Consider the following 24,699-nt stretch of genomic DNA (forward strand, 5'->3'; position numbering starts at 1 on the left):
GCATGACCCTGGCGACCGCGCCCACCATCCTGATCGTGCCCGGCTTGCGCGATCACGTCGAAGACCACTGGCAGACGCATCTGCAACGACGCCTGCCGAACGCACGGTCCGTCGCACCGCTCGAAGCCGACAAGCTGAGCCGCGCCGCGCGCGTCGCGGCACTCGATGCGGCGCTCGCCGCGATCGACGGCCCCGTGATTCTGGTCGCGCACAGCGCGGGCGTGATGATCACGGTGCACTGGGCACGGCAGGCCACGCGCAAGATCCACGGCGCGCTGCTCGCGGCACCGGCCGATCTCGACACGCCGATGCCCGCCGGTTATCCGGCGCCCGACGCGATTGCCGCGAACGGCTGGACGCCGGTACCGACCGGGCGGCTGCCGTTTCCGAGCGTCGTGGCCGCGAGCCGCAACGATCCGCTCGCGCGCTTCGAACGCGTCGAAGTGCTGGCGGCCGGGTGGGGCAGCAAGCTCGTCGATCTCGGCGAAGTCGGGCATCTGAATCCGGCGTCCGGGTTTGGCGAGTGGCGGGATGCGGAGCGGCTGATCGGGGAAGTCGCGGCACTCGGCAAAAGCCGTTACAGCTTGTCGGGCTGACGTCGCCGCCATCGTCCGGGCGCTTCGGCGCCACTTCGGGTGCTATGATTGTCGCCAACGCGGCCGCTCGGTTCGAGCGCAGGCAAGCGGCTGATTATTCATGCTTTTATGGTGGAAAACTGTCATGGCCCCCAAAAGAAAGACGCTGTATGGGGTTGAACTGAAACCCCGCACGATCATCCGGCCCACGACGGAAGTCAAGGCTTCAACGGAAACCGAGAAAGGTGACGTGCTTCGCGCTGCCCGAAAAGTCATTTCCGAACACCGAGACGTGCTGATCGCGTTGAAGGATCGTTGATTTGCTGGACCTTGATTACGTCATCACGATTCATGACGAGATAATCCGGGACCTTGGCGGCTTGGGCGGATTTGCTCATGCCGGCCGGGGCGGTGTCGAGGCCGCCCTGCATCGCGTCGACAATCACGCCCATTACGCCGGCCTCGATGACGTGTTCGGGATTGCCGCGACCTATGCGGTTGCCATCGCGCGCGGGCATGTCTTCAACGATGCCAACAAGCGCACCGGTCTCACCTGTGCATTGACCTATATGGAACGGCAGGGGATCACGATTCCTCGCCTCGCCGATCTCGAGGACCTCATGGTCGATGTGGCGGACGGCAATGTCAGCAGCGAAGAACTGGCCGATTACTTCAGCGCAGTCTGGGAATTGTCTCTGTCCCGCTGACGACGTCGCGTCGTCGGCTTTTCAGTCGTTCTTGATCACTCGACACCACGCACTGACTCGATTGCTGCCCAGGCGTCCGATCGCGCGGAGCTTCAATCAGCGCTAATTTGATATACGACGTCCTAACACGTCGAACCTCTGCTGCCCCGGCGCGCCGCGAAATCATCAAATCGTCGACTACCGGAAGGTTTCTGTTAGGGAAATTCCCGCCCCGCGCCAGTCGGTTTTTTGTTGACCGACATCGTATAACACCGTCATGATTTCCTGAAAAGAAAGGTCCCATCCACCGACCGAAGTGAGGAGACATGAACGCCACCCCGATCGCTCGCCGTGTCCGCCGGATCGCACTCGCGCTGGGTTTCACGCTGTCGGCCGCGGCAGCCGTTGCCGCACCCGTATCGCTGAACGTCGTCGACGTCGCGGGCAACCTGCAGCTCACGCAGAAGGCCATCGAGGCGTTCAAGGAGAAGAACCCGAATCTCGTCGCGAACGTCACGTTCACGAACGCGCCCGCGCCGCAGCTGCCGGGCAAGATCAAGGCGATGCAAGCGGCGGGGCGCGCCGACATCGATCTCGTGCTGACCGGCACCGACGCGCTGGCCGCCGGCATCGAGCAGAACCTGTGGCTGAAGCTGCTGCCCGACAACGCGGGCGCGTTTCCCGGCGTGCTCGACCGGTACGCGCCCGGCCCGCGCAAGATGCAGGATGTCGCGCAGGGCTTCGGCCTCGAAGTGACCTACATGCCGGCCGGCCCGCTGCTCGAATACAACCCGGCGAAGGTCGCCGACCCGCCGAAGACGCCCGAACAGCTGCTCGCGTGGTGCAAGGCGCATCCGAACAAGCTGATCTACGCGCGCCCGGCGAACTCGGGCCCCGGCCGCACGTTCCTGATGGGGCTGCCGTACGTGCTGGGCGACAAGAACCCGCAGGATCCGATCAACGGCTGGGACAAGACCTGGGCGTTCCTGAAGCAGCTCAACGACTGCGTGCCGTACTACCCGGGCGGCACGTCGGCCGTGATGAAGGAGCTCGGCGAAGGCACGCGCGACATGACCGTGACCGTCACCGGCTGGGACCTCAACCCGCGCGCGCTCGGCATCGTGCCGGCCGACTTCCGGATCCAGGCGTTCGACAACATGACGTGGGTCAACGACGCGCACTACATGGTGATTCCGAAAGGCGTGGCGAAGGACAAGCTCGACGTGCTGTTCAAGCTGATGAACTTCCTGCTCGAACCGGCGCAGCAGGCGATGACCTACGACGACGGCTACTTCTATCCGGGCCCGGCGGTGAAGGGCGTGACGCTCGAGATGGCGCCCGAGCACAGCCAGGAAGTGATCAGGAAGTTCGGCCGCCCCGAGTACGCGAAGCTGCTCGCGGAGCGTCCGCACGTGCAGCCGCTCAACGCGCAGGCGATGGTCGCCGCGTTCCAGAAGTGGGACCGCGAGATCGGGTCGCAGAAGTCGAAATGACGGATGAACCCGCGGGCGCCGCGGCGCCCGCGCCGACGGAGTTCGCGTAATGAAGCACAGTTTCGAACGGTTGCGGCTCGACGGCGTGTGCCGCAGCTTCACCAATGCGGAGGGCGCGCAGGTCGCCGCACTGAACGGGCTCGATCTCGACATCCGGCGCGGCGAGTTCGTCGCGCTGCTCGGCCCGTCGGGCTGCGGCAAGTCGACCGCGCTGAACTGCATCGCCGGGCTGCAGCCGCTCACGAGCGGCGGCATCTGGCTCGACGACACGCGCATCGACGTGCTGCCGCCCGAGCGCCGCGGCTTCGGCATGGTGTTCCAGAACTACGCGCTGTTTCCGCACATGTCGGTGCTCGAGAACGTCGGCTTCGGGCTGAAGATGCGCGGCGTGCCGAAGCAGGAAACGCGGCGGCGCGCGCAGCAGGCGCTCGAACTCGTGCAACTCGTCGGCCACGAGGGCAAGCTGCCCGGGCAGCTGTCGGGCGGGCAGCAGCAGCGCGTCGCGATCGCGCGCGCGATCGTCATCGAGCCGCCGCTGGTGCTGATGGACGAGCCGCTGTCGAACCTCGACACCAAGCTGCGCATCGAGATGCGCGCCGAGATCCGCCGCATCCACACGCAACTCGAACGCGCGACGATCTACGTGACGCACGACCAGGACGAGGCGCTGTCGATGGCCGACCGGATCGTCGTGATGAAGGAGGGCGTCGTGCAGCAGGTCGCGTCGCCGAAGGACGTGTACACGCGCCCGCACAACCTGCACGTCGCGCGCTTCATGGGCTATCGCAACGTGCTGCCGTTCACGCTCGAAGGCATGGCCGGCGATTACGTGAACGTCGCCGCCGCGGGTGTGCGCATCACCGGCGTGCCGATGGCGGGCTTCGACGGCAAGGACGTCGTGGTCGCGCTGCGCCCCGACGACATCGAGCGCGCGGAAGCAGGGGCCGACAACGCCTTCGACGCGACCGTCGAAACGGTCGAATACGGCGGCCGCGACTCGCTCATTCGCGCGCTCACGCCGTTCGGCCCGATCTGGGCGCGCGTCGCCGGCGAATTCGCGGAGGGCGAACGGCTGCGGCTGCGCGTGAGCCCGGCGCGCACGCTCGTCTATGCGGGAGACGCGCGATGAACGGCCGCGGCGCCGCGCGCGCGGCAGCGCGCGCCCGGGAGGCCAGCATGAAAACCATCCCCGATCGCCGCCGGACGCACATTCTTGCTCAACGGAATGCTTCTGTCGGGCACTGTCGAAACAGCACTTGCAAGGGCGGGGCAGCATGAGCACGCTCGCGACCGGCGGCGCGCCGCGCGACGCGAAGGCGTGGCTCGTCACGCCCGCGCTCGCGTTCATCGTCGCGCTGTTCATCTATCCGTTCGCGTACGGCCTCGTGCTGTCGTTCCAGCCGACGAACGGCGGCGGCGTGCTCGCGAACTACGTGCAGTTCTTCACCGACACCGCGATGTGGCCGACCGTGCTCGTCACGCTGAAGCTCGCGGTGCCGGCGACGCTGATCAACGTCGGCATCGCGGTGCCCGTCGCGTTCGCGCTGCGCCGCAACTCGCCGTACCAGAAGTTCGTCACGACGCTGCTCGTGATTCCCGTCACGCTCGGCACGGTGCTCGTCGCCGACGGGATGCTCACGTACTTCGGCCCGAACGGCTGGTTCCCGCAGGCGCTGCAAGGGCTGCACCTGTACACCGACGAGGTGCGCCTCACGCACAACTACTGGGGCGTGCTGCTGTCGCTGATCGTGTCGGGCTTTCCGTTCGCGTTCCTGCTGATGCTGTCGTACATCAGCGGCATCGACCCGACGCTCGCGCGCGCCGCGGCCACGCTCGGCGCGAACCCGTGGCAGCAGTTCCGGCGGATCTACCTGCCGCTGCTCGTGCCGGGGCTCACGATGGCCGCGTGCCTGTCGTTCGTGCAGGCGTTCTCGGTGTTCCCGTCGGCCGTGCTGCTCGGCGCGCCGGCCGGGCCGACGCGGGTGATCTCGATCGCGGCCGCCGAAGCCGCGTTCGAGAGCTACGACTATTCGCTTGCGTCGGCGATCGCGATCGTGATGGGCTTCGTGCAGCTGCTGGTGGTCGCGTCGATGCTCGGCGCGCGCCGCTTCTTCTATACCGGTCCGGTCACGGGAGGCAAGGGCTGATGGCGACCGACAATCATGCCGCGCCGGCGTGGCCGCCGAAGCACAGCCCACCCGGCACGCAGCCCGTCAACGCGATGAAGCCGCGCAAACTGCGCGGCAGCCTCGCCGGCCGTTCATGGAAGGCGCTCGTGTGGGGGCTGATGGCGTTCTTCCTGCTGAACGTGATGCTGCTGATCGCGACCGTCGCGGTGAACTCGGTCGCGACGCGCTGGTTCGGCACGCCGCTGCCGCAGGGCTTCACGCTGCACTGGTATGCCAAGGCGTGGGAAGACTTCCAGCTCGCGAGCGTGCTGTGGGTGACGCTCGAAGTAGTCGGCGCGGTGGTGCTGCTGTCGGTCGCGCTCGGCGTGCCGGCCGCCTATGCGCTCGCGCGCGTGCAATTCCGCGGCAAGCGCTTCGCGCTGCTGGTGTTCCTGCTGCCGCTGATGGTGCCGCCCGTCACGTACGGGATCCCGATGGCGACCGTGATGTACAAGGTCGGGCTCGCGGGCACGCTGCTGGGCGTGATCCTCGCGAACCTCGTGCCGGCACTGCCGTTCGTGATCCTCGTGATGACGCCGTTCATCGAGCAGATCGATCCGAACCTCGAAGCCGCCGCGCGCATCTTCGGCGCGAACACGTGGCGCTATTTCCGCTACGTGCTGCTGCCGCTGCTGGTGCCCGGCATGCTCGCGGCAGGGCTGCTCGTGCTGGTGCGCACGATCGGGATGTTCGAGCTGACCTTCTTCACCGCGGGCCCGAGCACGCAGACGCTCGTCGTCGCGCTGTATTACGCGGTGTTCTCGACCGGCGTGCGCGCGCCGCAGTCGATCGACGCGATGGCGATGATCTATATGGCCATCACGCTCGTGTGGGTCGTGATCGCGCTGCAGTTCGTGAGCCCGACGCAGCTCGTGAGTCGCGTGAAGCAGGAGCGGCAGTAGGCGTCCACGTGTGGCGGCGTGCGTTAACGCGACTCAACGCGAAGGACGGCGGCGGCGCAGCGATGCAGGCGGTCCGCCGATGCTTGCGCGCGCCATCCGTGCAATTGGTTACAAATGGATACCGCGAACCGTGCACGGACGTTGCAGACTACGCAGCGTACCGGCCCGGCGATACGTTCGCTCGCATCGCCGCATGCCGCCCGACGTTCACCCGATTCGCGGAGTTCCATGAAGTTTCCCACGCTGCTCCCGCTCGGCTGTGCCGCCACGCTGCTTGCCGCCTGCAACCTGCTCCACGACGGCCCCGGATCGAGCGACGTCGATGCCGCAGTGCGCCGCGCGCTCGAAGCGGAAAACCACGGCGGTCTGAACGCGCTGTTCGGCCAGCCGCTGCCCGTGTCGGCCGACGTGATCTCCGCGAAACCCGACGGCGACTGCAGGAAGGTCGGCGAACGGACCTACACGTGCGACGTCGTGGTCACGTGGCGCAACCACGATTACGCGCCGTCGCGCGCGAACCTGACCTTCGTCAAGGCCGCCGACGGTTCGTGGCAGACCTCGGGCGTCGACGCGGCCATCGCGACCGGCGCCGCCAAATCGCTGATCGACAGAATCGGCAAGGCGTGGCCGGGCAACGCGGCGAGCGGTGCATCCGCGCCGCAGTGACGCGGCCGGCGACGGCTTCGTCGCGCTTTCTTCAGAGGACGCTCCCGGCGAGCGGAGCCGTACCGTTCTCCACGGACCGCCGGCGGGCTGTGCGAACGGCCGGGCGGGCGCCGCGACCGCGGCGGCGCCCCATCTTGTTCGACCCGCGCTTGAGCCCGGATTAGCGGCGAAAAAGGGGAGCAAACGCGACCGAGGTTCAGTCGAACCCATCCTCGGTATGCGGATCGGAATATAGGGAAAACCCTTAATTCGAGCTATAATCACGGCCTAGAAGAAAGGTCGAACCATGCCCGAACGTCTCCAATCCCTTGAAAAATTTGTGTTTTCCCTGGTCGTGATGTCCGCGGTCTTCTGCTCCGCGTTCCTCGCGTACGAGCGTCACCCCGAGATCAAGATCGCGCTGCACGAAGGCGAAGCGCTGATGCGCGAAAGCGCCAAGTATTCGGTCATCTGCTCGCCGTCCAAGGTCGATCCTTGCGTCGAGATGTCCGCTTACTGATCGATCTCGCGTCGAGGCTCGCGCGCCGGTCGGCGCGCGGCAGTGAACGGCGTCCTGGGCACCGTTTCATCAGTTTCGGACTCGCCCTACAGATTTGGCGGCCTGAATTCCTTGAAGTAGCGCCCATCAGGAATTCGGAAACCGGCCGCAAGACAGGGCGGATGTACGAACCCGGAACGTGCCGAGTCGCTGGCGTAAGCAGCCCCCATTCCGTCGGCCCCGCCTCGAGCAATCGAGCGGGGCCGCTCCATTTGCGCGGGCCATTTGCACGGTCCATCTGCGCGCCCCATTTACACGGCCCTGACTGCACGGCCCGAATTCGCGCGGCCCGCAGGTTCGGTCCGCAGCGACCGGCGTCACACCACCTGCGTCGGTTCGCCGCGCGCAAACGCGGCAACGTTGTCGACGAGCTGATCGGCCAGTGCCCGCATCGCCTCGTCGCTCGCCCACGCGACATGAGGCGTCAGGATGAACGCCGGATGCGACAGGATCGCGTGGAACGGATGCGCGGCCGGCAGCGGCTCCTGCGTGACCACGTCGAAGCCGGCGCCCGAAATCTGCCCCGCCCGCAGCGCGTCGACGAGTGCACCTTCATCCACGAGCCCGCCGCGCGCGGTGTTGATCAGCAGCGGCCGGCGCGCCATCCGCGCGAACGCGGCCGCGTCGATCAGGCCGCGGGTCGCCGGCGTGAGCGGGCAGTGCAGCGTGATCACGTCGCTGTCGCGCAGCAGCGTGTCGAGCGGCACGTGCCCGGCGCCCCGCGCAGCGCCGTGCGCGGCGAACAGCACGCGCATGCCGAGCGCGCGGGCGATGCCGGCCACCGCGCGGCCGAGCACGCCGTCGCCGACGATCCCGAGCGTCGCGCCGGCCAGGTCGCGGATCGGATGATCGAAGAAGCAGAACTGTCCGCTGTCGAGCCAGCGCCCCGCGCGCACCGCGTCGCGATACGCGACGAGGCTGCGCCGCAGCGCGAAGATCAGCGCGAACGTGTGTTCGGGTACGGTGCGCACCGCATACCCGCGAATGTTGCTGACGACGATGCCGCGCGCGGCGCACGCATCGAGATCGACGATGTCGGTACCGGTCGCGGCGATCGCAATCATTTTCAGGTGCGGCGCACGGTCGAGCGCCGTCGCGTCGAGCCGGACCTTGTTGGTGACGACGATGTCCGCGTCGCCGATACGCGCGGCCACTTCGTCCGTTGTCGTCCGTTCGAAGGTCCGCAGCGCGTGCGGAAACGGAAACGGCTTCAGCACGGTCTGCGGCGACAGCGTCGCGCGGTCGAGAAACACGATCTGCGCGGGAGAGGAACGGGAAAACATGGCGGGCCTCGCTGACGGGCGCCCGGCGGGCGCGCAACGGCAACGATTCTGCCAGCGGCGCATGCGATCGGGCTTGCGCATTGCGCGAGCGCGCTTTCCCGCGCGGAAAACGTCGGTGCCATTTGTGCACGGCCGGCCCGACAACTTCCCGGTTCACTGTTCCGTCGCACGGGCCGCTTGGCGGCGCCCCGTCGTGCTGCTGCAGGCGATGGCTCACGCGGGCGCCGCTGGGACGATGCGTGTGCGGCGCTCGACGAAGCCGCCGTGCTGGCCCGCGAAATGAGCCACGCGCCCCTTTCCGTTCAGGAAAGGCTGGTTGAGCATCGATCGATTTTCGCCGGATGCAAACGCCGTCATGATCGCCGTCATCGACAACACGATTTTCAGGAGACAGTCATGACGCGCCCCCTGGACGGTATCCGCGTGCTGGAACTCGGCCAACTGATCGCCGGTCCGTTCGCGGGCCGGATGCTCGCCGAATTCGGCGCGGACGTGATCAAGGTGGAGCCGCCCGGCGTCGGCGACCCGCTGCGCAAATGGCGGCTGCTGCACGACGGCACGTCGGTCTGGTGGGCCGCGCAGTCGCGCAACAAGCGCTCGCTCGCGCTCGACCTGCGCACGCCCGAAGGGCAGGACGTCGTGCGCCGCCTCGTCGCCGGGACCGACGTGCTGATCGAGAACTTCCGGCCCGGCACGCTGGAAGGCTGGGGGCTCGACTGGGAGACGCTGTCCGCGATCAACCCGCGGCTCGTGATGCTGCGCGTATCGGGCTTCGGCCAGACCGGCCCGTATCGCGACCGGCCCGGCTTCGGCGTGATCGCCGAAGCGATGGGCGGCCTGCGCCACCTGACCGGCGAGCCCGGCCGCACGCCGGTGCGCGTCGGCGTGTCGCTCGGCGATTCGCTGTCGGCGCTGCACGGCGTGATCGGCATCCTGCTCGCGCTGCGCCATCGCGAACAGCAGGGCGGCAAGGGCCAGGTCGTCGACGTTGCGCTGTACGAATCCGTCTTCAACATGATGGAAAGCCTGCTGCCCGAATACTCGGCGTTCGGCGCGGTGCGCGAGCCGGCCGGCAGCAGCCTGCCGGGCATCGCGCCGACCAACGCGTACCGCTGCCGCGACGGCAGGTACGCGCTGATCGCCGGCAACGGCGACAGCATCTTCCGGCGCCTGATGGCGTTGATCGGGCGCCCCGATCTCGGCGACGATCTCGCGCTCGCGCACAACGACGGGCGCGTCGCGCAGGTCGCGCGCATCGACGCGGCGATCGGCGAATGGAGCGCGCGGCTCGATCTCGACGACGTGCTCGCCGCGCTGCACGACGCACGCATCCCGTCCGGGCGCATCTACGACGTCGCGGACATCGCGGCCGATCCGCATTACCGCGCACGCGACATGATCGTCGACGCCGCGCTGCCCGACGGCACGCCCGTGCTCGTGCCGGGCATCGTGCCGAAACTCGGCGCGACGCCGGGACGCATCGAGCGTCCGGCGCCCGCGCTCGGCGCCGATACCGACGCGGTACTCGAATCGATCGGCATCGATGCCGCGACGCGCGACGACTGGCGCACGCGCGGCGTGATCTGAAGCGACCAACCCGCCACCGGGACGACGACATGAACCAGCCCCATCCCCAACGACTTTATATTCAAGAAGTCGCTACACGCGACGGTTTCCAGAATGAAGCGGCGTTCGTCGACACCGACGACAAGATCGCGCTCGTCGACGCGTTGAGCGCGTGCGGCTACGCGAAGATCGAGGTCACGTCGTTCACGTCGCCGAAGGCGATCCCCGCGCTGCGCGACGCGGAAGCCGTGATGCACGGCATCGTGCGCGCGCCGGGCGTCGTCTATACGGTGCTCGTGCCGAATGTGCGCGGCGCGGAACGCGCGCTGTCGTGCGGCGTCGACGAGGTGAACCTCGTGATGTCGACGAGCGAGAGCCACAACCGCACGAACCTGCGGATGACCCGCGAGCAGTCGTTCGCGCAACTGCGCGACGTGATCGACACGGTGCGCGGCACCGGCGTCGCGCTCAACGTGTCGCTGTCGACCGCGATGGGCTGCCCGATGGAAGGCGACGTGCGTGCGGAAACCGTGCTCGCGTGGATGCAGCGCTTCGCGGATCTCGGCGTGCACGGCTTCACGCTGTGCGACACGACCGGCATGGCGTATCCGTCCCAGGTGCGCGACCTGGCCGAACGCGCGCGCGAACGCTTCGGCGCGCTGCAGCTCACGCTGCACTTTCACAACACACGCGGGATGGCGCTCGCGAACACGCTCGCCGCGCTCGACGCCGGCATCGACCGCTTCGACGCATCGCTCGGCGGCCTCGGCGGCTGTCCGTACGCGCCGGGCGCGACCGGCAACGCGTGCACCGAGGAACTCGTGCACATGCTCGCGCTCGACGGCTACGATACGGGCGTCGACTTGGCGGGCGTACTCGCCGCGGCCGCGCGGTTGCCCGCGCTGATCGGGCATGACGTGCCGAGCCAGATCCTGAAGGCCGGGCGCCGCTCGGACCTGCATCCGCCGCCGCGCGCCGAAGCCGGCCACATGCCGGCGCAGCGGGCTTTCTCGTAACCGAACCGGAGCGAATCACATGGCACTGATTGACCACCTCGACCACCTCGTGCTGACTTGCGTCGATCCGGAGCGGACGAAGCATTTCTATACCGAAGTGCTGCAGATGCAGCTCGAAACCTTCGGCGCGGGCCGGCTCGCGTTCCGCTTCGGCAACCAGAAGATCAACCTGCACGTGCGCGGCGCGGAGTTCGAGCCGAAGGCGCACGTGCCGGTGCCCGGCGCGCTCGACCTGTGCTTCATCGCGTCGGTGCCGCTCGACGACGTGATCGCGCATCTGCACCGCGTCGAATGGCCGATCGTCGAAGGGCCCGTCGAGCGCACCGGTGCGACGCAGAAGATCCGGTCGGTGTACGTGCGCGACCCGGACCTGAACCTGATCGAGATCTCCGAGTTGATCTGAGTTGCGTTGCGTTGAATTGCACGGCGCGCGCGGCGGTCATGCCGAGCTGTCGTGCGGCGTGGGCGCAGCATCGCGTCCGTTCTGCCGGTTCCGCATGCGCCGGCGCGATGCGTCCGCCACGCAGCAATCCTCCGCCGAAAGCGGACAGGCGCGTACCGCACCCGCCGATTCCGGATAGGCGCGCCGCGTTGCACCGCGGATAATGGCGTGCATCGGCGCCGGTCCGTCCGCCGCCTTCGCAGCGGGCGCGACGCGCGTCCCGCGGATCCGCAATCCGACCCACGCACATTCCGAATGACGATCCTCTATCGCGGCATGGACCGCGCGGCGCTCGACGCCGCTTACCTGAACACGAAGGCCATTCCCGACTTCCCCGCGGTACTCGCGTCCTGCCAGGCACGCAGTGCCGCGCTTTACGCCGCGACGCCCGCGCAGCGCGACCTGCGTTACGGGTCGCGCCCCGCGCAGCGCTTCGACTGGCTGCGCTGCGGCCGGCCCGGCGCGCCGCTGTTCGTGTTCATTCACGGCGGCTACTGGCAGCACTGCGCGAAGGAAGATTTCGCGTACGCGGCCGCCGGGCCGCTCGCACGCGGGTTCGATGTCGTGCTCGCCGAATACACGCTCGCACCGGCTGCATCGATGACCGACATCGTCGGCGAGATCGGCGCGCTGCTCGACCATCTCGCGGCCGATCCCGATCGTATCGGCACCGGCGGCCGGCCGATCCACCTGAGCGGCCACTCGGCAGGCGGTCACCTGAGCGCCGTGTATCGCGCGCATCCGGCGGTCGTGTCGGCGCTTGCGATCAGCCCGCTCGTCGATCTCGAGCCGATCTCGCTGTGCGTGCTCGGCGAGAAGCTTCGACTCACCGCGCAGGAAATCGCCGCCTACAGCCCGCTGCGTCATGTCGGCCCCGGTGCGCCGACCGTCGTCGCGGTCGGCGCGGTCGAGTTGCCGGAGCTCGTGCGCCATGCAGATGAATACGCGCACGCATGCGAGGCGGCCGGCGAGCCGGTTGCGCGCGCGTGGCTGCCGGGCATGCAGCACTTCACGGTACTCGACGATCTCGCGCGACCGGACAGCGCGATGCTCGCCGCACTGCAGGCGATCGCGCCGCGCTGAGCGCGCGGTCCTGCGTCGTTTCGCGCGATTTCGCCGCGTGCATGGCCGGGCGTATGATCGGCATCAAGCCGGTCGGGCGCCGTTCGCACGCGCCGCATGGCACACCCCAGGATCTTCGTCATGGTGAACCCGCTTCATTTCGATCTGCAGTCGCTGCGCGTGTTCGCGCTCGTCGCCGAGCACGGCAGCCTGACCAAGGCGGCCGAACACGGTCAGCTCACGTTGTCCGCAGTCAGCAAGCGGATCGCCGAACTCGAGAGCGTGACCGGCAGCGCGCTGTTCGTCCGGCATGCGCGCGGCGTCGAGCTGACGCCCGCGGGCCGCGCACTGCTCGAACATGCGGCGAAAGTGATCGAGCAGGTGAACCGGATGGCGCACGAGATGAGCGATTACGTCGCCGGCGTGCGCGGCCACATTCACGTGTGGACCAATACGTCGGCGATCGTCCAGTTCCTGCCGGCCGATCTCGCCGCGTTCCTGACCGACAACCCGGGCATCAAGGTCAGTCTCGAGGAAAGGCTGAGTCACGAGATCGTCGATGCGCTCGGGTCCGGCAAGGCCGATCTCGGCGTGTTCGCGGACAACGTGCCGGCGCCCGGCATCGAACGCCGGCTGTACCGGCGCGACGAGCTCGTGCTGCTCGTGCCGCGCGGGCATCGCTTCGCCGCGCGCGACAGCATCCGCTTCGCGGAGACGCTCGATGAAGACTACGTCGGCCTGAGCGACGGCAGTTCGCTGCTCGCGCGGATGACCGACGCCGCGTTCGCGGCCGAGCGCTCGCTGAAGCTGCGCATCCAGGTATCGAATTTCGACGGCGTGAGCCGAATGATCGAGGCCGGGCTCGGGATCGGCGTGCTGCCGCGCGATGCGGTGACGGGCGAGCGCGCGGCGCGGCTCGGCGTCGTGACGCTCGACGACGCGTGGGCGACGCGCACGCTGTGGGTCGGCGTGAAGGCCGGCACCGTGCTGACCACGGACATCGCGAAGCTGTTCGATTTCATGTCGGCGCGCTGAACGCGCTGAATGCGAGGAATGCGCGACCTGCGTTCAACGCGCGCCAGGCGCGACGCACGGGGCACCCATGCGCATGCCTCGTGCCGCATACCGCGTCATACCGGGTTGATGTCGTCCTGGCTGCGCCGCGTGGTCAGCGGCCCGAGCACGCGCAGCGTGACCGCGACGATGCCGAGCGCGACCGAGATCACGCCGAACATCGCTCCCGCGCCGTGTTGGGCCAGCACCGGCAGCAGCACGAACGGCAGCGCGCCGCTGACGATGCGCGACAGCGAGTAGGTGCTGCCGATCGCGGTCGAACGCACGCGCGCCGGGAAGATCTCCGCCTGATACACGTGATACGCGTTGCTGAACACGTTCGACGCGCAGGTCGTCAGGAACCCGAAACAGACGATCAGCGCCGTATTGCCCGAATACGCAAAGCACAGCCCGAACGCGGCGATCGAGAGGATCGACACGATCACGAGCGTGCGGCGCTCGATCCAGTTCAGCAGCGGAATCGACAGCAGCGAGCCGATCGGATAACCGATGAACGACAGTGCGATGAACAGCGTGCTGTCGGTGACGTCGAACCCGCGGCTCTTGACGACCGTGCTCGCGAGCGTGCCGAAGCCGTAATAGCCGAAGCCCTGAAACAGGTGGAACACCGCGAGCATCAGGTAGCGCGCGCCGTACGGCCGGCGGCGCAGCAACGCGATGCGCTCGCCGACGCGCAGCGGCCGCTGCGGTTCGGCCGATGCCGCGAACTGGTCGGGCACGCGCACCCCCGCGCTGTCCGCGAAGCGCTTCGCCGCGGCATGCGCATCCGCGGCGCGGCCCTGCGCGAGCAGCCAGCGCGGGCTTTCCGGCAGACGATGCTGGACCAGCAGCACGTACACGGCGCCGAGGCTGCCGATCGCGAGGATGATGCGCCAGCCGGCCACGCCCGCGACGTGCAGCGGATTCAGCCACAGCGCGAGGAAGCCGACCAGCGGCACGGCGACGTACGAAGTCGTATAGGCCCAAGCGGCAAGCCGTCCGCGCTTGTCCTTCGGCAGGATTTCGGACAGGAAGCTGTCGGCGACCGGGTAGATCGCGCCGACGCCGATGCCCGTGAGAAAGCGGCATGCGACGAGCATGTCGGCGTTCATGGAGAACGCGCCGATCAGCGAGAACGCGCTGTACCAGACGAGCGTCATCAGGAACGCCTTGCGCCGGCCGATGCGGTCGGCGAGGCTGCCGAGACACAGCGCGCCGACGAACATTCCGATGAATGCCGACGCGAGCAGCAGCTTGAAATCGGCGCTTTGCCGGCTGAGCCCGTATTCGTGCTGCAGCGCGGAGCCGATCGTGCTGACGAGGAAGATCTCGTACATGTCGAAGAACAGCCCGATGCCGATCACCCAGACGACGAACCGGTGCAGCGCACCGACCGGCAGGTCGTCCATGAATTCGCCGAGCGTGATGCCGCGGGCGGGCAGGGCCGTCGCATCGGCGCCGGCCCGGGCCGCGGACGATGCGGCGGACGCGGGGCCGCCCGCGGTGCCGCCAAGGTCGAGGGATTGGCTGTTCATCGTGTCTCCTGATTATCGATTTGCCGTGGCGCGATGCCCGGCCGTTCGCGGCTATTCGCGGCCGGCATCACGGGCCCGGTCGCGCGACGCGGCGCACGTGCCCGCAAGGCCCGCGAAAGGCCGGATGCGCGGGATCGCGCCGATCGTCCGAAACATGGTCGGCGAATTAGCGCGACGCGATAATTGCGGATGCTTCAAGCATCCTTTCCCGCGCAGAAAGGCCGGGAAACGCCCGCTGGGCGGGCGTCGGGCGGAAGGCGAGCCGAGGCGGGAAGGTCAGGGCAGGGAAAACGATAGGCCGCGCTGCGCGGATTCGGCGACCGGTGATGGTGATCGCGTACCGCGCGGTTCGGTATCCTCGGTCAATCCGCCGGCGCCGCGCGAGGGAAAGGCGGAGCGACGCCGCGGGCCCTTGCATTCGTCAGCGTTCATCGATCGCTGCGACGCACCGAATGTGCAGCGCCGCCGCTCGTCTGCACATCCGGCTCATGGCGACGCGCACGGATCGGACCGTCCATCCGTCGCCGCCGCACCGGCATCGGTGCCGGTCCCGCCCCCGACGTCGGCCCGTTCATGCCGCACCGTCTCCGACGCAACCGCCTGCAGCTTCACCGCCAGGTCCGGCGCGATGCCGAGCTGCGCGGCTGCTTGCTCCCGCGCGCCCAAGGTGCGCACGTCGACGCCGGCGATCTGCTGGAACAGCACGAGCGCGCTGAGGTAAGCGCCCGTCACGCCCGGATGCTGATAGTCGAGCCGCGAGATCGGCGGGTCGTTGTGCGCGCGCATGCCGTACCACAGCAGCGGGGCACCCGACGGCGCATACGGATCGGGATCGGCGATGCCCGCCATCCACGCGCGCTGCCATGCGCGGCCGACCGGCGCGACGGCCACGATCGACGGATCGGTGCGGCGGGCGCGTTCGAATGCATCGCGATACGCGGCGACGAGGTCGGCGAGACGCTCGACGTAGCGCGCGTGAAAGCCTGCGCTGCCCGGCTCGCCCGCCAGCGCCTTCGCGAGATCGGCGCCCGGCCAGGTTTCGTACAGATAGACGCGCGCGTGCGGTGCAGCAGCGCGAATGCCGCGCGCGATCTTCGCGACGCTCGCGCAGAAGGCGGCGGGATCGCTGGCACGGCTATGCGTGAGCACGAACGGCAGCGGCTTCGCGCTCAACTCCTGCAGCACGACCGCGTCCCAGACAGGCCGGTCGATCACGTCCGATGCAACGCGGTCGTGTTTGGCGAGACTCGTCGCCGACATCGCTTCGAGATGGACGTCATAGTCGAGCCCGGCTTCGACGGCAAACCGCGCGAAGATGCCCGGAATCCCGCCCCACGGGCCCGGCTCGCGTTCCGCGCGGGCGCCGGTCTGCCCGAAGTTCTCGTCGATCACCCGCGCCGCGGCCGCGCCTGCGGCCTGACGGCCGGCATGCATCGCGCCGTACGAACGCACGGGTGTGTAACGGCCGTGCGTGAGGCTGTCGCCGACGAACAGGATGCGTTGCGGCGTGCGGATTGCGGGTGCCGGCAACCCGGGCGGCGACACGGCCGACGAGCCGGCCATCGCCGGCCCGGCGACCAGCCACGCGACGACGCACGCCGACGCGCAACGCATGACGACGCAACGCAACGCGGGCACGGCAGGCAAGTCGGTCATCTCGAAGTTCCGCAAGGACGCGTGGCCGAAGTATTTCACGAAGCGGCGCGACCGCGCTGCCCCCGCGTTGCGCAACGCGTACGGTAGACTGCTCGCTGGCTTTTCCCGCCCACGACACGACCCCACGCGCCCCCGCACACGACATGGACCGAATCGATGCGATGAAGGTGTTCGTCGCCACGCTCGACGAGGGCAGCCTCGCGGGCGCGAGCCGCCGCCTGGGCCGCTCGCCGGCGGCCGTCAGCCGCGCGCTCGCGTTTCTCGAGGAACACACGGGCACCGCGCTGCTGTACCGGACCACCCGGACGATCCGTTTGAGCGAAGCCGGTGAACGTTATGCGGCAGCGTGCCGCCGCATCCTCGCGGATCTCGAGGAAGCCGACATGCTGATCGCCGACGAACGCTCGGCGCCGCGCGGCCTGCTGACGATCACCGCACCGGTCGCCGCGGGCGAAGACGTGCTGCGTGCGCTCATCGACGAATTCATCGACCGCCATCCGGCCGTGTCGATTCGCCTGCAACTGCTCGACCGTCCCGTCAGCCTGATCGACGAGGGCATCGATGTCGCGCTGCGCATCGCGCACCTGAGCGATTCGACGCTCGTCGCGATGCCGGTCGGCGCGGTGCGGCGTGTCGTCGTCGCGTCGCCGGACTACCTTGCGAACCATCCGCCGATTACCGCGCCGGCCGATCTCGCCCGGCACCGGATCATCTCGATGACGCACTTCGGGCTCGATTCGTGGAGCTTTCCGCCGTCCGCGCCGTCGGCGCTGCCGCAAGTGGTCCAGTTCGCGCCGCGCTTCATCGTCAACACGATCCGCGGCGCGCTCGCGTCGGCGCTCGCCGGTCACGGCGTCACGCGGCTGTTCTCGTATCACGTCGCGGAGCCGGTGCGGGACGGCGCGCTGCGCATCGTGCTGCGCGACAGCGAGCACGCGCCGCTGCCGATTCATCTGGTCACGCCTTACGGACGCCTGTCGGTGCCGAAGGTGCGGACGTTCGTCGATTTCGCCGCGCCGCGATTGCGCGAGCATTTCGCGCAGCTGGCGGCCATCACCGACGGAGATTGAATCGCGTTACGGAAGAATGGCTTCCGTGCTGCATGGATTCTCCCGATACCCGGTTCAATCTAGACTTCCTTCAACCGGCGGATGCGCGTGCATCCGCCCAGCGAATGGGAGGTCTCCATGCAACAAGCGCTTCTCGACCGGCCGCACGCCCCCGCGTTCAACGTGTGGCGCGGCACGGTGTCCGGCGCCAGTGCGAGCCTGATCGGCATCGGCCTGGCGCGCTTTGCGTACACGCCGCTCTTGCCGGCGATCATCGGTGCGCACTGGTTTCCGGCGTCCACCGCCGCGTATCTCGGGGCGGCCAACCTCGGCGGCTATCTGGCCGGCGCGCTGGTCGCCGGCACGCTCGCGCGCCGCGCCGGCTCGACCGCCGTGCTGCGCGCGATGATGCTGCTCGCGACGCTCGCATTCGTCGCGTGCGCGGCGCCCGTGTCGTTCCTGTGGTTCTTCGTGTGGCGGTTCGCGTCCGGCCTGTCGGGCGGGGCGCTGATGGTGCTCGCGGCGCCGGCGATCCTCACGCACGTGCCGCCGTCGCGGCGCGGTTTCGCGAGCGGCGGCATCTTCACCGGGATCGGGCTCGGCATCGCGGCATCGGGCACGATCGTGCCGATCCTGCTGCGGCAAGGGCTCACCGTCACGTGGCTCGGGCTCGCGATCGTGTCGCTGCTGCTGACCGCCGTCGCGTGGCGCGGCTGGCCGGCCGACGACGCACAGCCCGCAGCCGCCGCGGCGCATGCCGCGCACGCGCGCAACCTGCCGGCCGGCAGCCTGCGCGCGCTGTACGTCGAATACGGGCTCAACGCGGTCGGGCTCGTCCCGCACATGATCTTCCTCGTCGACTACGTCGCACGCGGACTCGGCAAGGGCGTCGACGCGGGCGCGCAGTACTGGGTGCTGTACGGCCTCGGCGCGATCGTCGGGCCGCTCGCGTGCGGGCATCTGGCCGATCGCGCGGGCTTCGGCCGCGCGCTGCGGATCGCATTCGCGATCGAAGCCGTCGCGGTCGCGCTGCCGCTGCTCGGCCTGGGCCCGGCCGCGCTGATCGTGTCGAGCCTGCTCGTCGGCGCGTTCACGCCCGGCATCGTGCCGCTCGCGCTGGGCCGCGTGAACGAGCTGCTCGCACATCATCCGTCGGTCGCGAAGCGCGCATGGCGCAGCGCGACGACCAGCTTCGCGATCATGCAGGCGGTCGCCGCCTACGGTCTGTCGTACCTGTTCGCATCGAGCGGCGGCCGTTACGAAGCGCTGTTCGGCGTCGGCACCGCCGCGCTGTTGCTGGCGCTCGCGGTCGACGTGATCTCCTCGGCGAGGGCGCGATGAGCACGACCGCCCACCCACCGGCCGCCGCACACGCCGGCCGCTCGAGCGCCGGCTACGCCGAACGCAATGCGCGCTACTGGCGCCGCAATCTCGCCGTGTGCGTGTTCGGGTCGTTCACGACGCTCGTGAGTCTCAGCATGCTGCTGCCGTTCCTGCCGCTGTACGTGCGGCAGCTCGGCGTCGACGCGCAGTCGGCCGTGATCCAGTGGTCGGGTGTCGCGTTCGGCGCGACGTTCCTCGGCACGGCCGTCACCGCACCGCTGTGGGGCCGCCTCGCGGACCGCTTCGGCCGCAAGCCGATGCTCGTGCGCGCGGCGCTCGGGATGGCCGTCGTGATGTCGCTGATCGGCGTCGCGCACAACGTGGTGGAACTCGTGGCACTGCGGCTGATCGCCGGGCTCGTCGGCGGCTATGCGTCCGCGTCGACCGTGATGGTCGGCACCCAGGCGCCGCGCGAACGCGCGGGCTGGGCGCTCGGCATCCTGTCGACCGGCGCGCTCGCGGGCAATCTCGTCGGGCCGCTCGTCGGCGGCCTGCTGCCGGGCTGGCTCGGCATTCGCGGCACGTTTTTCGCGGGTGGCGCGATGATCGCCGTCGCCGCGCTGCTGACGATCGTCGTCGTGAAGGAGGACTTCGATCCGGCCACCGACGCGCACGCGCGGCACGCCCTCGCAACGTCGGCGAACCCGGCCCGGCGCACCGATCGCGTGGCGGTCGCCGCGCTGCTCGTGACGGCGATGATGGTGCTGCTCGCGAACATGTCGATCGAGCCGATCATCACGGTCTATATCGGCGGGCTCGGCGTGGACGGCAGTCATCTGGCGCGCATCGCCGGCGTCGTGATGGCCGGCTCCGCACTCGGCAGCATGCTGACCGCCGCGCGGCTCGGCGCGCTCGCCGACCGGATCGGCAGCTGGAACGTGATCGTCGGCTGCCTGCTGCTGACCGCGCTCGCGATGCTGCCGCAGGCGTTCGTCACGCACTGGTGGCAGCTCGCCGCGCTGCGCGTGCTGATGGGGATGACGCTCGCCGGGTTGCTGCCGTCGATCGGCAAGCTGGTCCGGCAGTCGGTCGACGAGCGCGCGACGGGCCAGATGCTCGGCTACCTGCAGTCCGCGCAGTTCGGCGGGCAGGTGATCGGCCCGGTGATCGGCGGCCAGATCGGCGTCACGCTCGGCCTGCATTCGGTGTTCTTCGTGACGGCCGCGCTGCTGGCGGCCTGCGCGGCGCTCGCATATCGGGTGCGCAGCCGGTAGAAGCGCTGCGCGCTGACCCGCGGGCGGCGCTCTGGCGTAGCATGGGCGCAGTTGCGGGGACGCCGGTTCGCACGCCGTGCGGAGGCGACGCCGCAAGCACGTGTCGCGCGACGTCCGCGTCGTCGTTTGGTGGGCCGCCACACCCGACACCACTTTCGCATGACAGGCTCCATGCGACGCACCGCGCATGCGCGACGTCGCCGGACCCGACCCCGCCGCTTCGGCCGGCAGCCGGCCCGAGCCTTCCGATCCCGGACGTTGCAGGAGGCAACGACATGAATCGACCGACCGACAACCGGACGCTGCTGCGCACGCTCGGCGTCCGCACTCCGATCATCCAGGCGCCGATGGCCGGCGTCAGCACGCCCGCGCTGGCGGCTGCCGTGTCGAACGCGGGCGGGCTCGGCTCGCTCGGCGTCGGCGCGACGAACGCCGACGGCGCGCGCACGATGATCCGCGACACGCGCGCGCTGACCGACCGTCCGTTCAACATCAACCTGTTCTGCCATCAGCCGGCGCGTGCCGATGCCGCCGTCGAACGCGCGTGGCTCGAGTGGCTCGCACCGGTGTTCCGCGAATACGGCGCGACGCCGCCGGCGGCGCTGTCGGAGATCTACACGAGCTTCGTCGCGGACGATGCGATGCTCGCGATGTTGCTCGAGGAAAAACCGGCGGTCGTGAGCTTTCATTTCGGGTTGCCGTCCGACGAGGCGATCGCGATGCTCAAGCGCGCCGGCATCACGCTGTTCGCGTCCGCGACGCATCCCGACGAAGCCCGGCAGATCGCCGCGGCCGGCATCGATGCGATCGTCGCGCAGGGCATCGAAGCCGGCGGGCATCGCGGCGTATTCGACTCGACGGCGCACGACGACCGGCTCGGCACGTTCGCGCTGACGCGACTGCTCGTGCGCGAATGCGCGCTGCCGGTGATCGCCGCCGGCGGCATCATGGACGGCGACGGCATCGCCGCGGCGCTCGCGCTCGGCGCGCAGGCCGCGCAACTCGGCACGGCGTTCGTCGCGTGTCCGGAAACGTCGATCGACGACGGTTATCGCCGCGCGATCCTCGGCGACGCGGCGCACCGCACGACCTTCACGACCGCGATCTCCGGCCGTGTCGCGCGCGGCATCGCGAACCGGCTGACCGCGCTCGGCGACGATCCGCACGCACCGGCGACGCCCGCCTATCCGATCGCGTACGACGCCGGCAAGGCGCTGCATGCGGCCGCGAAGGCGAAAGGCGAGTTCGGCTACGGCGCGCAGTGGGCAGGGCAGGCGGCGCCGCTCGTGCGATCGCTGCCGGCGGCTGAACTGTTCGCGACGCTCGAGCGCGAGACGCGGGCGGCCATCGCGCGGCTGCAGCACGCGCTGGACTGACTGCCGGACTGAGTGCCGGATCACGCGGCGCGCGGCGGACGTGCCGGAAGGCGCTGAAATCCGCACCGTTCGCGACAAAATTGCAATGCTCTGTGTCTGCGCACCGCGCGGATACAGAGCGATACGACGCGTCCGCACGGGTTCGTTATAAAGCAGACATCACCTCTCGAGGAGCACGACATGTCTGCTACATGGTTCAACGGATCCTGCCATTGCGGCGCCGTGAAATTCCAGGTCCGGACCGCGCTTGCGCCGGCCGTTCGCTGCAACTGCAGCCTTTGCCGCCGTCGCGGCGCGCTGATGAGCCCGATGTTCCCCGCCGCCGACCTGAAGATCGTCGCAGGCGAGGACGCGCTGACGACCTACCGTTTCAACACGCGCACGGCCCGTCACTTTTTCTGCAGCCGGTGCGGCGTCTACCCGTTTCATCAGACGCGCAAGGATCCCGCGTGCTGGCGCGTCAATCTCGGCTGCCTCGAAGGCGTCGATCCGTATGCGCTCGATGCGACCGTCGCCGACGGCGCGAGCCTGTCCGTCGTGGAGGATGCATGAAACGCTGGCTGACGATCCTGCTGTTCGCCGCGGGCGGCCTCGCGACCGAAATCGCGCATCCGGTGCAGTGTTCGCTGCTGTCGATCAGCCGGCAACGGCACGGCGAGCGCCGGGGCCGGAACGACGGCGATCGAGCCTGAGCGTGAGCGGGCATCGCTCGCGTCGCGTGCTGTCGATCGGAAACGATAATCAAGCTTCCGATAAGATCGCATGCGATATATAATGCATTCATCTGCGACACGCTCCCGTGTCGATGGAGGATGCTCATGAAACCGACCGAAACCCAATCGCCCGCCACGCCGAAGCTTTCCGAGTTCCTGTGCTTTGCGATCTACTCGACGAACCTCGCGTTCGGCAAGGCCTACAAGCCGATCCTCGAGGAGCTCGGCCTCACGTACACGCAATACATCACGATCATTGCGCTGTGGGAGGAGGGCGACCAGACGGTCGGGCAGCTCGGCGAAAAGCTGTTCCTCGAATCGAACACGCTGACGCCGATCCTGAAGAAGCTCGAGGCGATGGGTTATCTGGAACGGCACCGCGATCCGTCGGACGAGCGCCAGGTGGTCGTGAGCCTGACGAAAAGCGGTCGCCGCGTGCGCGAGAAGGGGCTCGACATGAATCTCGTCGAAGCCACCGGGCTCAAACCCGACGAATTCGCGAAGATGCAGAAGGCGATCGTCACGCTGCGCGGCAACCTGATCGATTCGATCGACGAGTAAACCACGAATAGCGTGGCCGCCGGCTCGATGTCGAGCCGGCGATACGATTGCAGCCTGCTTCCTCCACGATTTCCATGCTTTTCCGGCCGTCCGGACCGACTTTTGCAATGCTGCGCTCGGTTGCTTACGGTTGACGCTCGGGCTGGCCCGTCCCGGTATCCTCACGCCCCAACACCAGCAATTGCATGTCGCGACGGATCGTGAAACCGAGCGCCAGATAGCGCTCGATTGCGACGCGATTCGACGACAGCACATGCAGAAACGGCGTTTCCGCCCGCGCACGAATCCGCGCGATCAATGCGCGGATCAGTCCGGCCGCGAGGCCCTGGCCGCGAAAGGCGGGATCCACGCACACGGCGCTGATCTCCGTATGGCCGCCGGCAGTCAGTCGCTGACCGGCCATCGCCACGAGCCGTCCTTCTCTCCGTACACCGAGATAGCCACCGAATTCGATCGTGCGCGGGCCGAACGGACCCGGCTCCGTCGCCGCGATCAGCTCGAGCATGGCCGGTACGTCGACTTCGGTCAGCCGGACATGCTCCAGCGGCTGCGCATCGTCAGGCGTTCCCTGCCAGATCATCTGATGCAGCACCGCGCGCCGGACCACGGAACATCGGGCCGGCGTCGGGATCTCGTCAGGCGTGACCAGTGCCGCGGGCCCGTGCGTGTCGATCAATGCGCGCAACGCGTCGAAAGCGGCGGGGCTGCGGTCGGCCAGGCCGGCAAACGGCGCGAGTTCGGGAGGAAACCGCCGCGCGCGCTCGTCGCCGAGCGCAAAACGCTGCTGCTCGCCGGCGAGCGCATGCCACACGGCGTTGTCGAGCGGATGAGCTCCGCTTCCTTCGTTCCCCGTCGTTGCTTGCCGCATCGCGTGCTCCCTGATTGAAGTCGTTCGTCGCACAGCATAGACGCGATCGTCCACTCAGGTCTCAGACGTACAAAAGCGCATGCGATTACATCGCATGCGCTTTATTTGATGGATGACGTCGTCGACTTCGGCGCGGTGCTCAATGACCGAAGTGGATCGAGCGCGCCGCCGTGCGAATTGCGCTCCGGCTGCCGGCTTGCGTCGCGCCGTCGGCGTCGCTGCCGTAACCGGATGCCTCGGTATCGGCCGCTGTCGCAGCGTTGTCACGGACCCGCTTCAGCGCGGCCTGCAGATTCTCCGGATAGTTCGGATCGTTCGGGCGATTCGGCAGATAGCCGGCCTTCTGGAGCGCGGCCAGCTCTGCCCGCACCTGCGCACGCGTGACGGTGCTTTCGGTCGCGAATGTCGGTGCGGCAGCGGAAGCCGACACGGCGACGAGCAGGGCAGCAATCAGTTGGGTCTTCATCATTTACCTCGACAGAAAAGAGTGATCGGAGTGTGAGCGTCGCACGCCGGCAACCGGCGCCGATCGCGGTTTCATTCAATGGCCGAAGTAGATCGAGCGCTCGGCGACACGCGTGACGGGACGGCTGCCCGAATGCGTGCCGGCTGCCGCGTCGCTGCCGTAACCGGACGTCGCCGTATCGGCTGCGGCGGTGTCGTTCGCATGAATACGCGTCAGCGCGGCCTGCAGGTCGTCCGGATAGTGCGGATCGTTCGCGCGGCCCGGCACATAGCCGGCTTGCTGCAGCTGGGCGAGCTCGGCACGCACTTGCGCACGCGTCACGACGGCTTCATTGGCAAAGGCGGGTGCGGCAACGGCGGCGGATACGGCAACGAGAAGGGCGGCGATCACTTGGGTTTTCATCATTTACCTCGACAGATTCAATGGAA

General features: G+C 68.5%; 28 protein-coding genes. 21 read left to right on the forward strand and 7 right to left on the reverse strand.

The window, feature by feature from the left end; all coding sequences use genetic code 11:
* Positions 1 to 2 precede the first annotated feature (2 nt).
* The 9 genes from U4Z64_RS24310 (at position 3) to U4Z64_RS24350 (ending at position 6,989) form a co-directional block, all read left to right on the forward strand.
* Positions 3 to 596 (forward strand): RBBP9/YdeN family alpha/beta hydrolase, encoded by a 594-nt coding sequence (locus U4Z64_RS24310; protein ID WP_321799556.1) that lies wholly within the window; start codon positions 3 to 5, stop codon positions 594 to 596.
* A 124-nt stretch (positions 597 to 720) separates the two neighbouring features.
* Positions 721 to 894, forward strand: coding sequence for a hypothetical protein (locus U4Z64_RS24315; protein ID WP_174389514.1), 174 nt, complete (start codon positions 721 to 723; stop codon positions 892 to 894).
* 1 nt (position 895) lies between these two features.
* The gene (locus U4Z64_RS24320; protein ID WP_044843532.1) at positions 896 to 1,282 is read left to right on the forward strand and encodes a type II toxin-antitoxin system death-on-curing family toxin; all 387 of its coding nucleotides are present in this window, start codon (positions 896 to 898) and stop codon (positions 1,280 to 1,282) included.
* Positions 1,283 to 1,587: 305 nt separating this feature from the next.
* Complete coding sequence (locus tag U4Z64_RS24325) at positions 1,588 to 2,754, forward strand: ABC transporter substrate-binding protein (protein ID WP_321821310.1); 1,167 nt, start codon at positions 1,588 to 1,590, stop codon at positions 2,752 to 2,754.
* 49 nt (positions 2,755 to 2,803) lie between these two features.
* Entirely contained in the window at positions 2,804 to 3,883 is a 1,080-nt protein-coding gene (locus U4Z64_RS24330) for an ABC transporter ATP-binding protein (protein WP_321821311.1), read from the forward strand.
* Between the two features lie 145 nt (positions 3,884 to 4,028).
* Positions 4,029 to 4,901, forward strand: coding sequence for an ABC transporter permease (locus U4Z64_RS24335; protein WP_044843529.1), 873 nt, complete (start codon positions 4,029 to 4,031; stop codon positions 4,899 to 4,901).
* Complete coding sequence (locus U4Z64_RS24340) at positions 4,901 to 5,824, forward strand: ABC transporter permease (protein WP_321821312.1); 924 nt, start codon at positions 4,901 to 4,903, stop codon at positions 5,822 to 5,824. The genes U4Z64_RS24335 and U4Z64_RS24340 overlap by 1 nt, the downstream gene beginning before the upstream one ends.
* A 228-nt stretch (positions 5,825 to 6,052) precedes the next feature.
* Positions 6,053 to 6,490: a hypothetical protein gene (locus U4Z64_RS24345; RefSeq protein WP_321821313.1), complete on the forward strand. Its 438-nt coding sequence runs from the start codon at positions 6,053 to 6,055 to the stop codon at positions 6,488 to 6,490.
* 286 nt (positions 6,491 to 6,776) lie between these two features.
* Complete coding sequence (locus U4Z64_RS24350) at positions 6,777 to 6,989, forward strand: hypothetical protein (protein WP_044843526.1); 213 nt, start codon at positions 6,777 to 6,779, stop codon at positions 6,987 to 6,989.
* Between the two features lie 356 nt (positions 6,990 to 7,345).
* On the opposite strand, the gene U4Z64_RS24355 is transcribed toward U4Z64_RS24350, so the two are convergent.
* A complete protein-coding gene (locus U4Z64_RS24355; RefSeq protein ID WP_321821314.1) occupies positions 7,346 to 8,311 on the reverse strand; it encodes a D-2-hydroxyacid dehydrogenase in 966 nt (321 codons plus the stop codon).
* Between the two features lie 213 nt (positions 8,312 to 8,524).
* Positions 8,525 to 8,680: a hypothetical protein gene (locus U4Z64_RS24360; protein ID WP_321821315.1), complete on the reverse strand. Its 156-nt coding sequence runs from the start codon at positions 8,678 to 8,680 to the stop codon at positions 8,525 to 8,527.
* A gap of 27 nt (positions 8,681 to 8,707) precedes the next feature.
* On the opposite strand from U4Z64_RS24360, the gene U4Z64_RS24365 reads away from it, so the two are divergent.
* The 5 genes from U4Z64_RS24365 to U4Z64_RS24385 all read left to right on the forward strand — a co-directional run bounded on the left by U4Z64_RS24365 (position 8,708) and on the right by U4Z64_RS24385 (position 13,432).
* Positions 8,708 to 9,898 (forward strand): CoA transferase, encoded by a 1,191-nt coding sequence (locus U4Z64_RS24365; protein WP_321821316.1) that lies wholly within the window; start codon positions 8,708 to 8,710, stop codon positions 9,896 to 9,898.
* Between the two features lie 29 nt (positions 9,899 to 9,927).
* On the forward strand, positions 9,928 to 10,893 hold the full coding sequence (locus U4Z64_RS24370) for a hydroxymethylglutaryl-CoA lyase (protein ID WP_321809991.1): 966 nt from the start codon (positions 9,928 to 9,930) through the stop codon (positions 10,891 to 10,893).
* A 19-nt stretch (positions 10,894 to 10,912) separates the two neighbouring features.
* Complete coding sequence (locus U4Z64_RS24375) at positions 10,913 to 11,296, forward strand: VOC family protein (protein ID WP_044843522.1); 384 nt, start codon at positions 10,913 to 10,915, stop codon at positions 11,294 to 11,296.
* A gap of 294 nt (positions 11,297 to 11,590) precedes the next feature.
* Positions 11,591 to 12,418: an alpha/beta hydrolase gene (locus U4Z64_RS24380; protein ID WP_321821317.1), complete on the forward strand. Its 828-nt coding sequence runs from the start codon at positions 11,591 to 11,593 to the stop codon at positions 12,416 to 12,418.
* A gap of 120 nt (positions 12,419 to 12,538) precedes the next feature.
* Positions 12,539 to 13,432, forward strand: a complete 894-nt coding sequence (locus U4Z64_RS24385) for a LysR family transcriptional regulator (RefSeq protein ID WP_044843520.1) — start codon at positions 12,539 to 12,541, stop codon at positions 13,430 to 13,432.
* Between the two features lie 95 nt (positions 13,433 to 13,527).
* Here U4Z64_RS24385 and U4Z64_RS24390 read toward each other — a convergent pair whose 3' ends face one another.
* On the reverse strand, positions 13,528 to 14,985 hold the full coding sequence (locus U4Z64_RS24390) for an MFS transporter (protein ID WP_321821318.1): 1,458 nt from the start codon (positions 14,983 to 14,985) through the stop codon (positions 13,528 to 13,530).
* Between the two features lie 486 nt (positions 14,986 to 15,471).
* Positions 15,472 to 16,641, reverse strand: a complete 1,170-nt coding sequence (locus tag U4Z64_RS24395; protein WP_321821319.1) for a hypothetical protein — start codon at positions 16,639 to 16,641, stop codon at positions 15,472 to 15,474.
* A gap of 143 nt (positions 16,642 to 16,784) precedes the next feature.
* Between U4Z64_RS24395 and U4Z64_RS24400 the strand changes: the two genes are divergently transcribed.
* From U4Z64_RS24400 to U4Z64_RS24430, 7 genes are all read left to right on the forward strand, one after another.
* Positions 16,785 to 17,711, forward strand: coding sequence for a LysR family transcriptional regulator (locus U4Z64_RS24400; RefSeq protein ID WP_044843518.1), 927 nt, complete (start codon positions 16,785 to 16,787; stop codon positions 17,709 to 17,711).
* A gap of 117 nt (positions 17,712 to 17,828) precedes the next feature.
* Positions 17,829 to 19,031, forward strand: coding sequence for a YbfB/YjiJ family MFS transporter (locus tag U4Z64_RS24405; protein WP_044843622.1), 1,203 nt, complete (start codon positions 17,829 to 17,831; stop codon positions 19,029 to 19,031).
* Positions 19,028 to 20,287, forward strand: coding sequence for an MFS transporter (locus U4Z64_RS24410; protein WP_321821320.1), 1,260 nt, complete (start codon positions 19,028 to 19,030; stop codon positions 20,285 to 20,287). The genes U4Z64_RS24405 and U4Z64_RS24410 overlap by 4 nt, the downstream gene beginning before the upstream one ends.
* Before the next feature lie 275 nt (positions 20,288 to 20,562).
* Positions 20,563 to 21,663, forward strand: a complete 1,101-nt coding sequence (locus U4Z64_RS24415) for a nitronate monooxygenase (protein WP_321821321.1) — start codon at positions 20,563 to 20,565, stop codon at positions 21,661 to 21,663.
* A 180-nt stretch (positions 21,664 to 21,843) separates the two neighbouring features.
* Positions 21,844 to 22,215, forward strand: a complete 372-nt coding sequence (locus U4Z64_RS24420; RefSeq protein ID WP_044843515.1) for a GFA family protein — start codon at positions 21,844 to 21,846, stop codon at positions 22,213 to 22,215.
* The gene (locus U4Z64_RS24425) at positions 22,212 to 22,355 is read left to right on the forward strand and encodes a hypothetical protein (RefSeq protein WP_185500367.1); all 144 of its coding nucleotides are present in this window, start codon (positions 22,212 to 22,214) and stop codon (positions 22,353 to 22,355) included. Before U4Z64_RS24420 ends, U4Z64_RS24425 begins: the two co-directional genes overlap by 4 nt.
* Positions 22,356 to 22,481: 126 nt before the next feature.
* Entirely contained in the window at positions 22,482 to 22,937 is a 456-nt protein-coding gene (locus U4Z64_RS24430) for a MarR family winged helix-turn-helix transcriptional regulator (protein WP_044843621.1), read from the forward strand.
* Between the two features lie 124 nt (positions 22,938 to 23,061).
* Here U4Z64_RS24430 and U4Z64_RS24435 read toward each other — a convergent pair whose 3' ends face one another.
* From U4Z64_RS24435 to U4Z64_RS24445, 3 genes are all read right to left on the reverse strand, one after another.
* Complete coding sequence (locus tag U4Z64_RS24435; RefSeq protein ID WP_321821333.1) at positions 23,062 to 23,805, reverse strand: GNAT family N-acetyltransferase; 744 nt, start codon at positions 23,803 to 23,805, stop codon at positions 23,062 to 23,064.
* Between the two features lie 139 nt (positions 23,806 to 23,944).
* On the reverse strand, positions 23,945 to 24,274 hold the full coding sequence (locus tag U4Z64_RS24440; protein WP_321821322.1) for a DUF4148 domain-containing protein: 330 nt from the start codon (positions 24,272 to 24,274) through the stop codon (positions 23,945 to 23,947).
* Positions 24,275 to 24,346: 72 nt separating this feature from the next.
* Complete coding sequence (locus U4Z64_RS24445; protein WP_321821323.1) at positions 24,347 to 24,673, reverse strand: DUF4148 domain-containing protein; 327 nt, start codon at positions 24,671 to 24,673, stop codon at positions 24,347 to 24,349.
* Positions 24,674 to 24,699: the final 26 nt, after the last annotated feature.

The sequence above is a fragment of the Burkholderia sp. BCC1996 genome, assembly GCF_905339955.1.
Taxonomy (GTDB): Bacteria; Pseudomonadota; Gammaproteobacteria; order Burkholderiales; family Burkholderiaceae; genus Burkholderia.

What these genes read in the sequence shown, in the direction of transcription:
- U4Z64_RS24310 (WP_321799556.1), top strand. Translation starts at nt 3, where the DNA reads ATGACCCTGGCGACCGCGCCCACCATCCTGATCGTGCCCGGCTTGCGC.
- U4Z64_RS24315 (WP_174389514.1), top strand. Translation starts at nt 721, where the DNA reads ATGGCCCCCAAAAGAAAGACGCTGTATGGGGTTGAACTGAAACCCCGC.
- U4Z64_RS24325 (WP_321821310.1), top strand. Translation starts at nt 1,588, where the DNA reads ATGAACGCCACCCCGATCGCTCGCCGTGTCCGCCGGATCGCACTCGCG.
- U4Z64_RS24330 (WP_321821311.1), top strand. Translation starts at nt 2,804, where the DNA reads ATGAAGCACAGTTTCGAACGGTTGCGGCTCGACGGCGTGTGCCGCAGC.
- U4Z64_RS24335 (WP_044843529.1), top strand. Translation starts at nt 4,029, where the DNA reads ATGAGCACGCTCGCGACCGGCGGCGCGCCGCGCGACGCGAAGGCGTGG.
- U4Z64_RS24340 (WP_321821312.1), top strand. Translation starts at nt 4,901, where the DNA reads ATGGCGACCGACAATCATGCCGCGCCGGCGTGGCCGCCGAAGCACAGC.
- U4Z64_RS24345 (WP_321821313.1), top strand. Translation starts at nt 6,053, where the DNA reads ATGAAGTTTCCCACGCTGCTCCCGCTCGGCTGTGCCGCCACGCTGCTT.
- U4Z64_RS24350 (WP_044843526.1), top strand. Translation starts at nt 6,777, where the DNA reads ATGCCCGAACGTCTCCAATCCCTTGAAAAATTTGTGTTTTCCCTGGTC.
- U4Z64_RS24355 (WP_321821314.1), bottom strand. Translation starts at nt 8,311, where the DNA reads ATGTTTTCCCGTTCCTCTCCCGCGCAGATCGTGTTTCTCGACCGCGCG.
- U4Z64_RS24360 (WP_321821315.1), bottom strand. Translation starts at nt 8,680, where the DNA reads ATGACGGCGATCATGACGGCGTTTGCATCCGGCGAAAATCGATCGATG.
- U4Z64_RS24365 (WP_321821316.1), top strand. Translation starts at nt 8,708, where the DNA reads ATGACGCGCCCCCTGGACGGTATCCGCGTGCTGGAACTCGGCCAACTG.
- U4Z64_RS24370 (WP_321809991.1), top strand. Translation starts at nt 9,928, where the DNA reads ATGAACCAGCCCCATCCCCAACGACTTTATATTCAAGAAGTCGCTACA.
- U4Z64_RS24375 (WP_044843522.1), top strand. Translation starts at nt 10,913, where the DNA reads ATGGCACTGATTGACCACCTCGACCACCTCGTGCTGACTTGCGTCGAT.
- U4Z64_RS24380 (WP_321821317.1), top strand. Translation starts at nt 11,591, where the DNA reads ATGACGATCCTCTATCGCGGCATGGACCGCGCGGCGCTCGACGCCGCT.
- U4Z64_RS24385 (WP_044843520.1), top strand. Translation starts at nt 12,539, where the DNA reads ATGGTGAACCCGCTTCATTTCGATCTGCAGTCGCTGCGCGTGTTCGCG.
- U4Z64_RS24390 (WP_321821318.1), bottom strand. Translation starts at nt 14,985, where the DNA reads ATGAACAGCCAATCCCTCGACCTTGGCGGCACCGCGGGCGGCCCCGCG.
- U4Z64_RS24395 (WP_321821319.1), bottom strand. Translation starts at nt 16,641, where the DNA reads ATGACCGACTTGCCTGCCGTGCCCGCGTTGCGTTGCGTCGTCATGCGT.
- U4Z64_RS24400 (WP_044843518.1), top strand. Translation starts at nt 16,785, where the DNA reads ATGGACCGAATCGATGCGATGAAGGTGTTCGTCGCCACGCTCGACGAG.
- U4Z64_RS24405 (WP_044843622.1), top strand. Translation starts at nt 17,829, where the DNA reads ATGCAACAAGCGCTTCTCGACCGGCCGCACGCCCCCGCGTTCAACGTG.
- U4Z64_RS24410 (WP_321821320.1), top strand. Translation starts at nt 19,028, where the DNA reads ATGAGCACGACCGCCCACCCACCGGCCGCCGCACACGCCGGCCGCTCG.
- U4Z64_RS24415 (WP_321821321.1), top strand. Translation starts at nt 20,563, where the DNA reads ATGAATCGACCGACCGACAACCGGACGCTGCTGCGCACGCTCGGCGTC.
- U4Z64_RS24420 (WP_044843515.1), top strand. Translation starts at nt 21,844, where the DNA reads ATGTCTGCTACATGGTTCAACGGATCCTGCCATTGCGGCGCCGTGAAA.
- U4Z64_RS24425 (WP_185500367.1), top strand. Translation starts at nt 22,212, where the DNA reads ATGAAACGCTGGCTGACGATCCTGCTGTTCGCCGCGGGCGGCCTCGCG.
- U4Z64_RS24430 (WP_044843621.1), top strand. Translation starts at nt 22,482, where the DNA reads ATGAAACCGACCGAAACCCAATCGCCCGCCACGCCGAAGCTTTCCGAG.
- U4Z64_RS24435 (WP_321821333.1), bottom strand. Translation starts at nt 23,805, where the DNA reads ATGCGGCAAGCAACGACGGGGAACGAAGGAAGCGGAGCTCATCCGCTC.
- U4Z64_RS24440 (WP_321821322.1), bottom strand. Translation starts at nt 24,274, where the DNA reads ATGATGAAGACCCAACTGATTGCTGCCCTGCTCGTCGCCGTGTCGGCT.
- U4Z64_RS24445 (WP_321821323.1), bottom strand. Translation starts at nt 24,673, where the DNA reads ATGAAAACCCAAGTGATCGCCGCCCTTCTCGTTGCCGTATCCGCCGCC.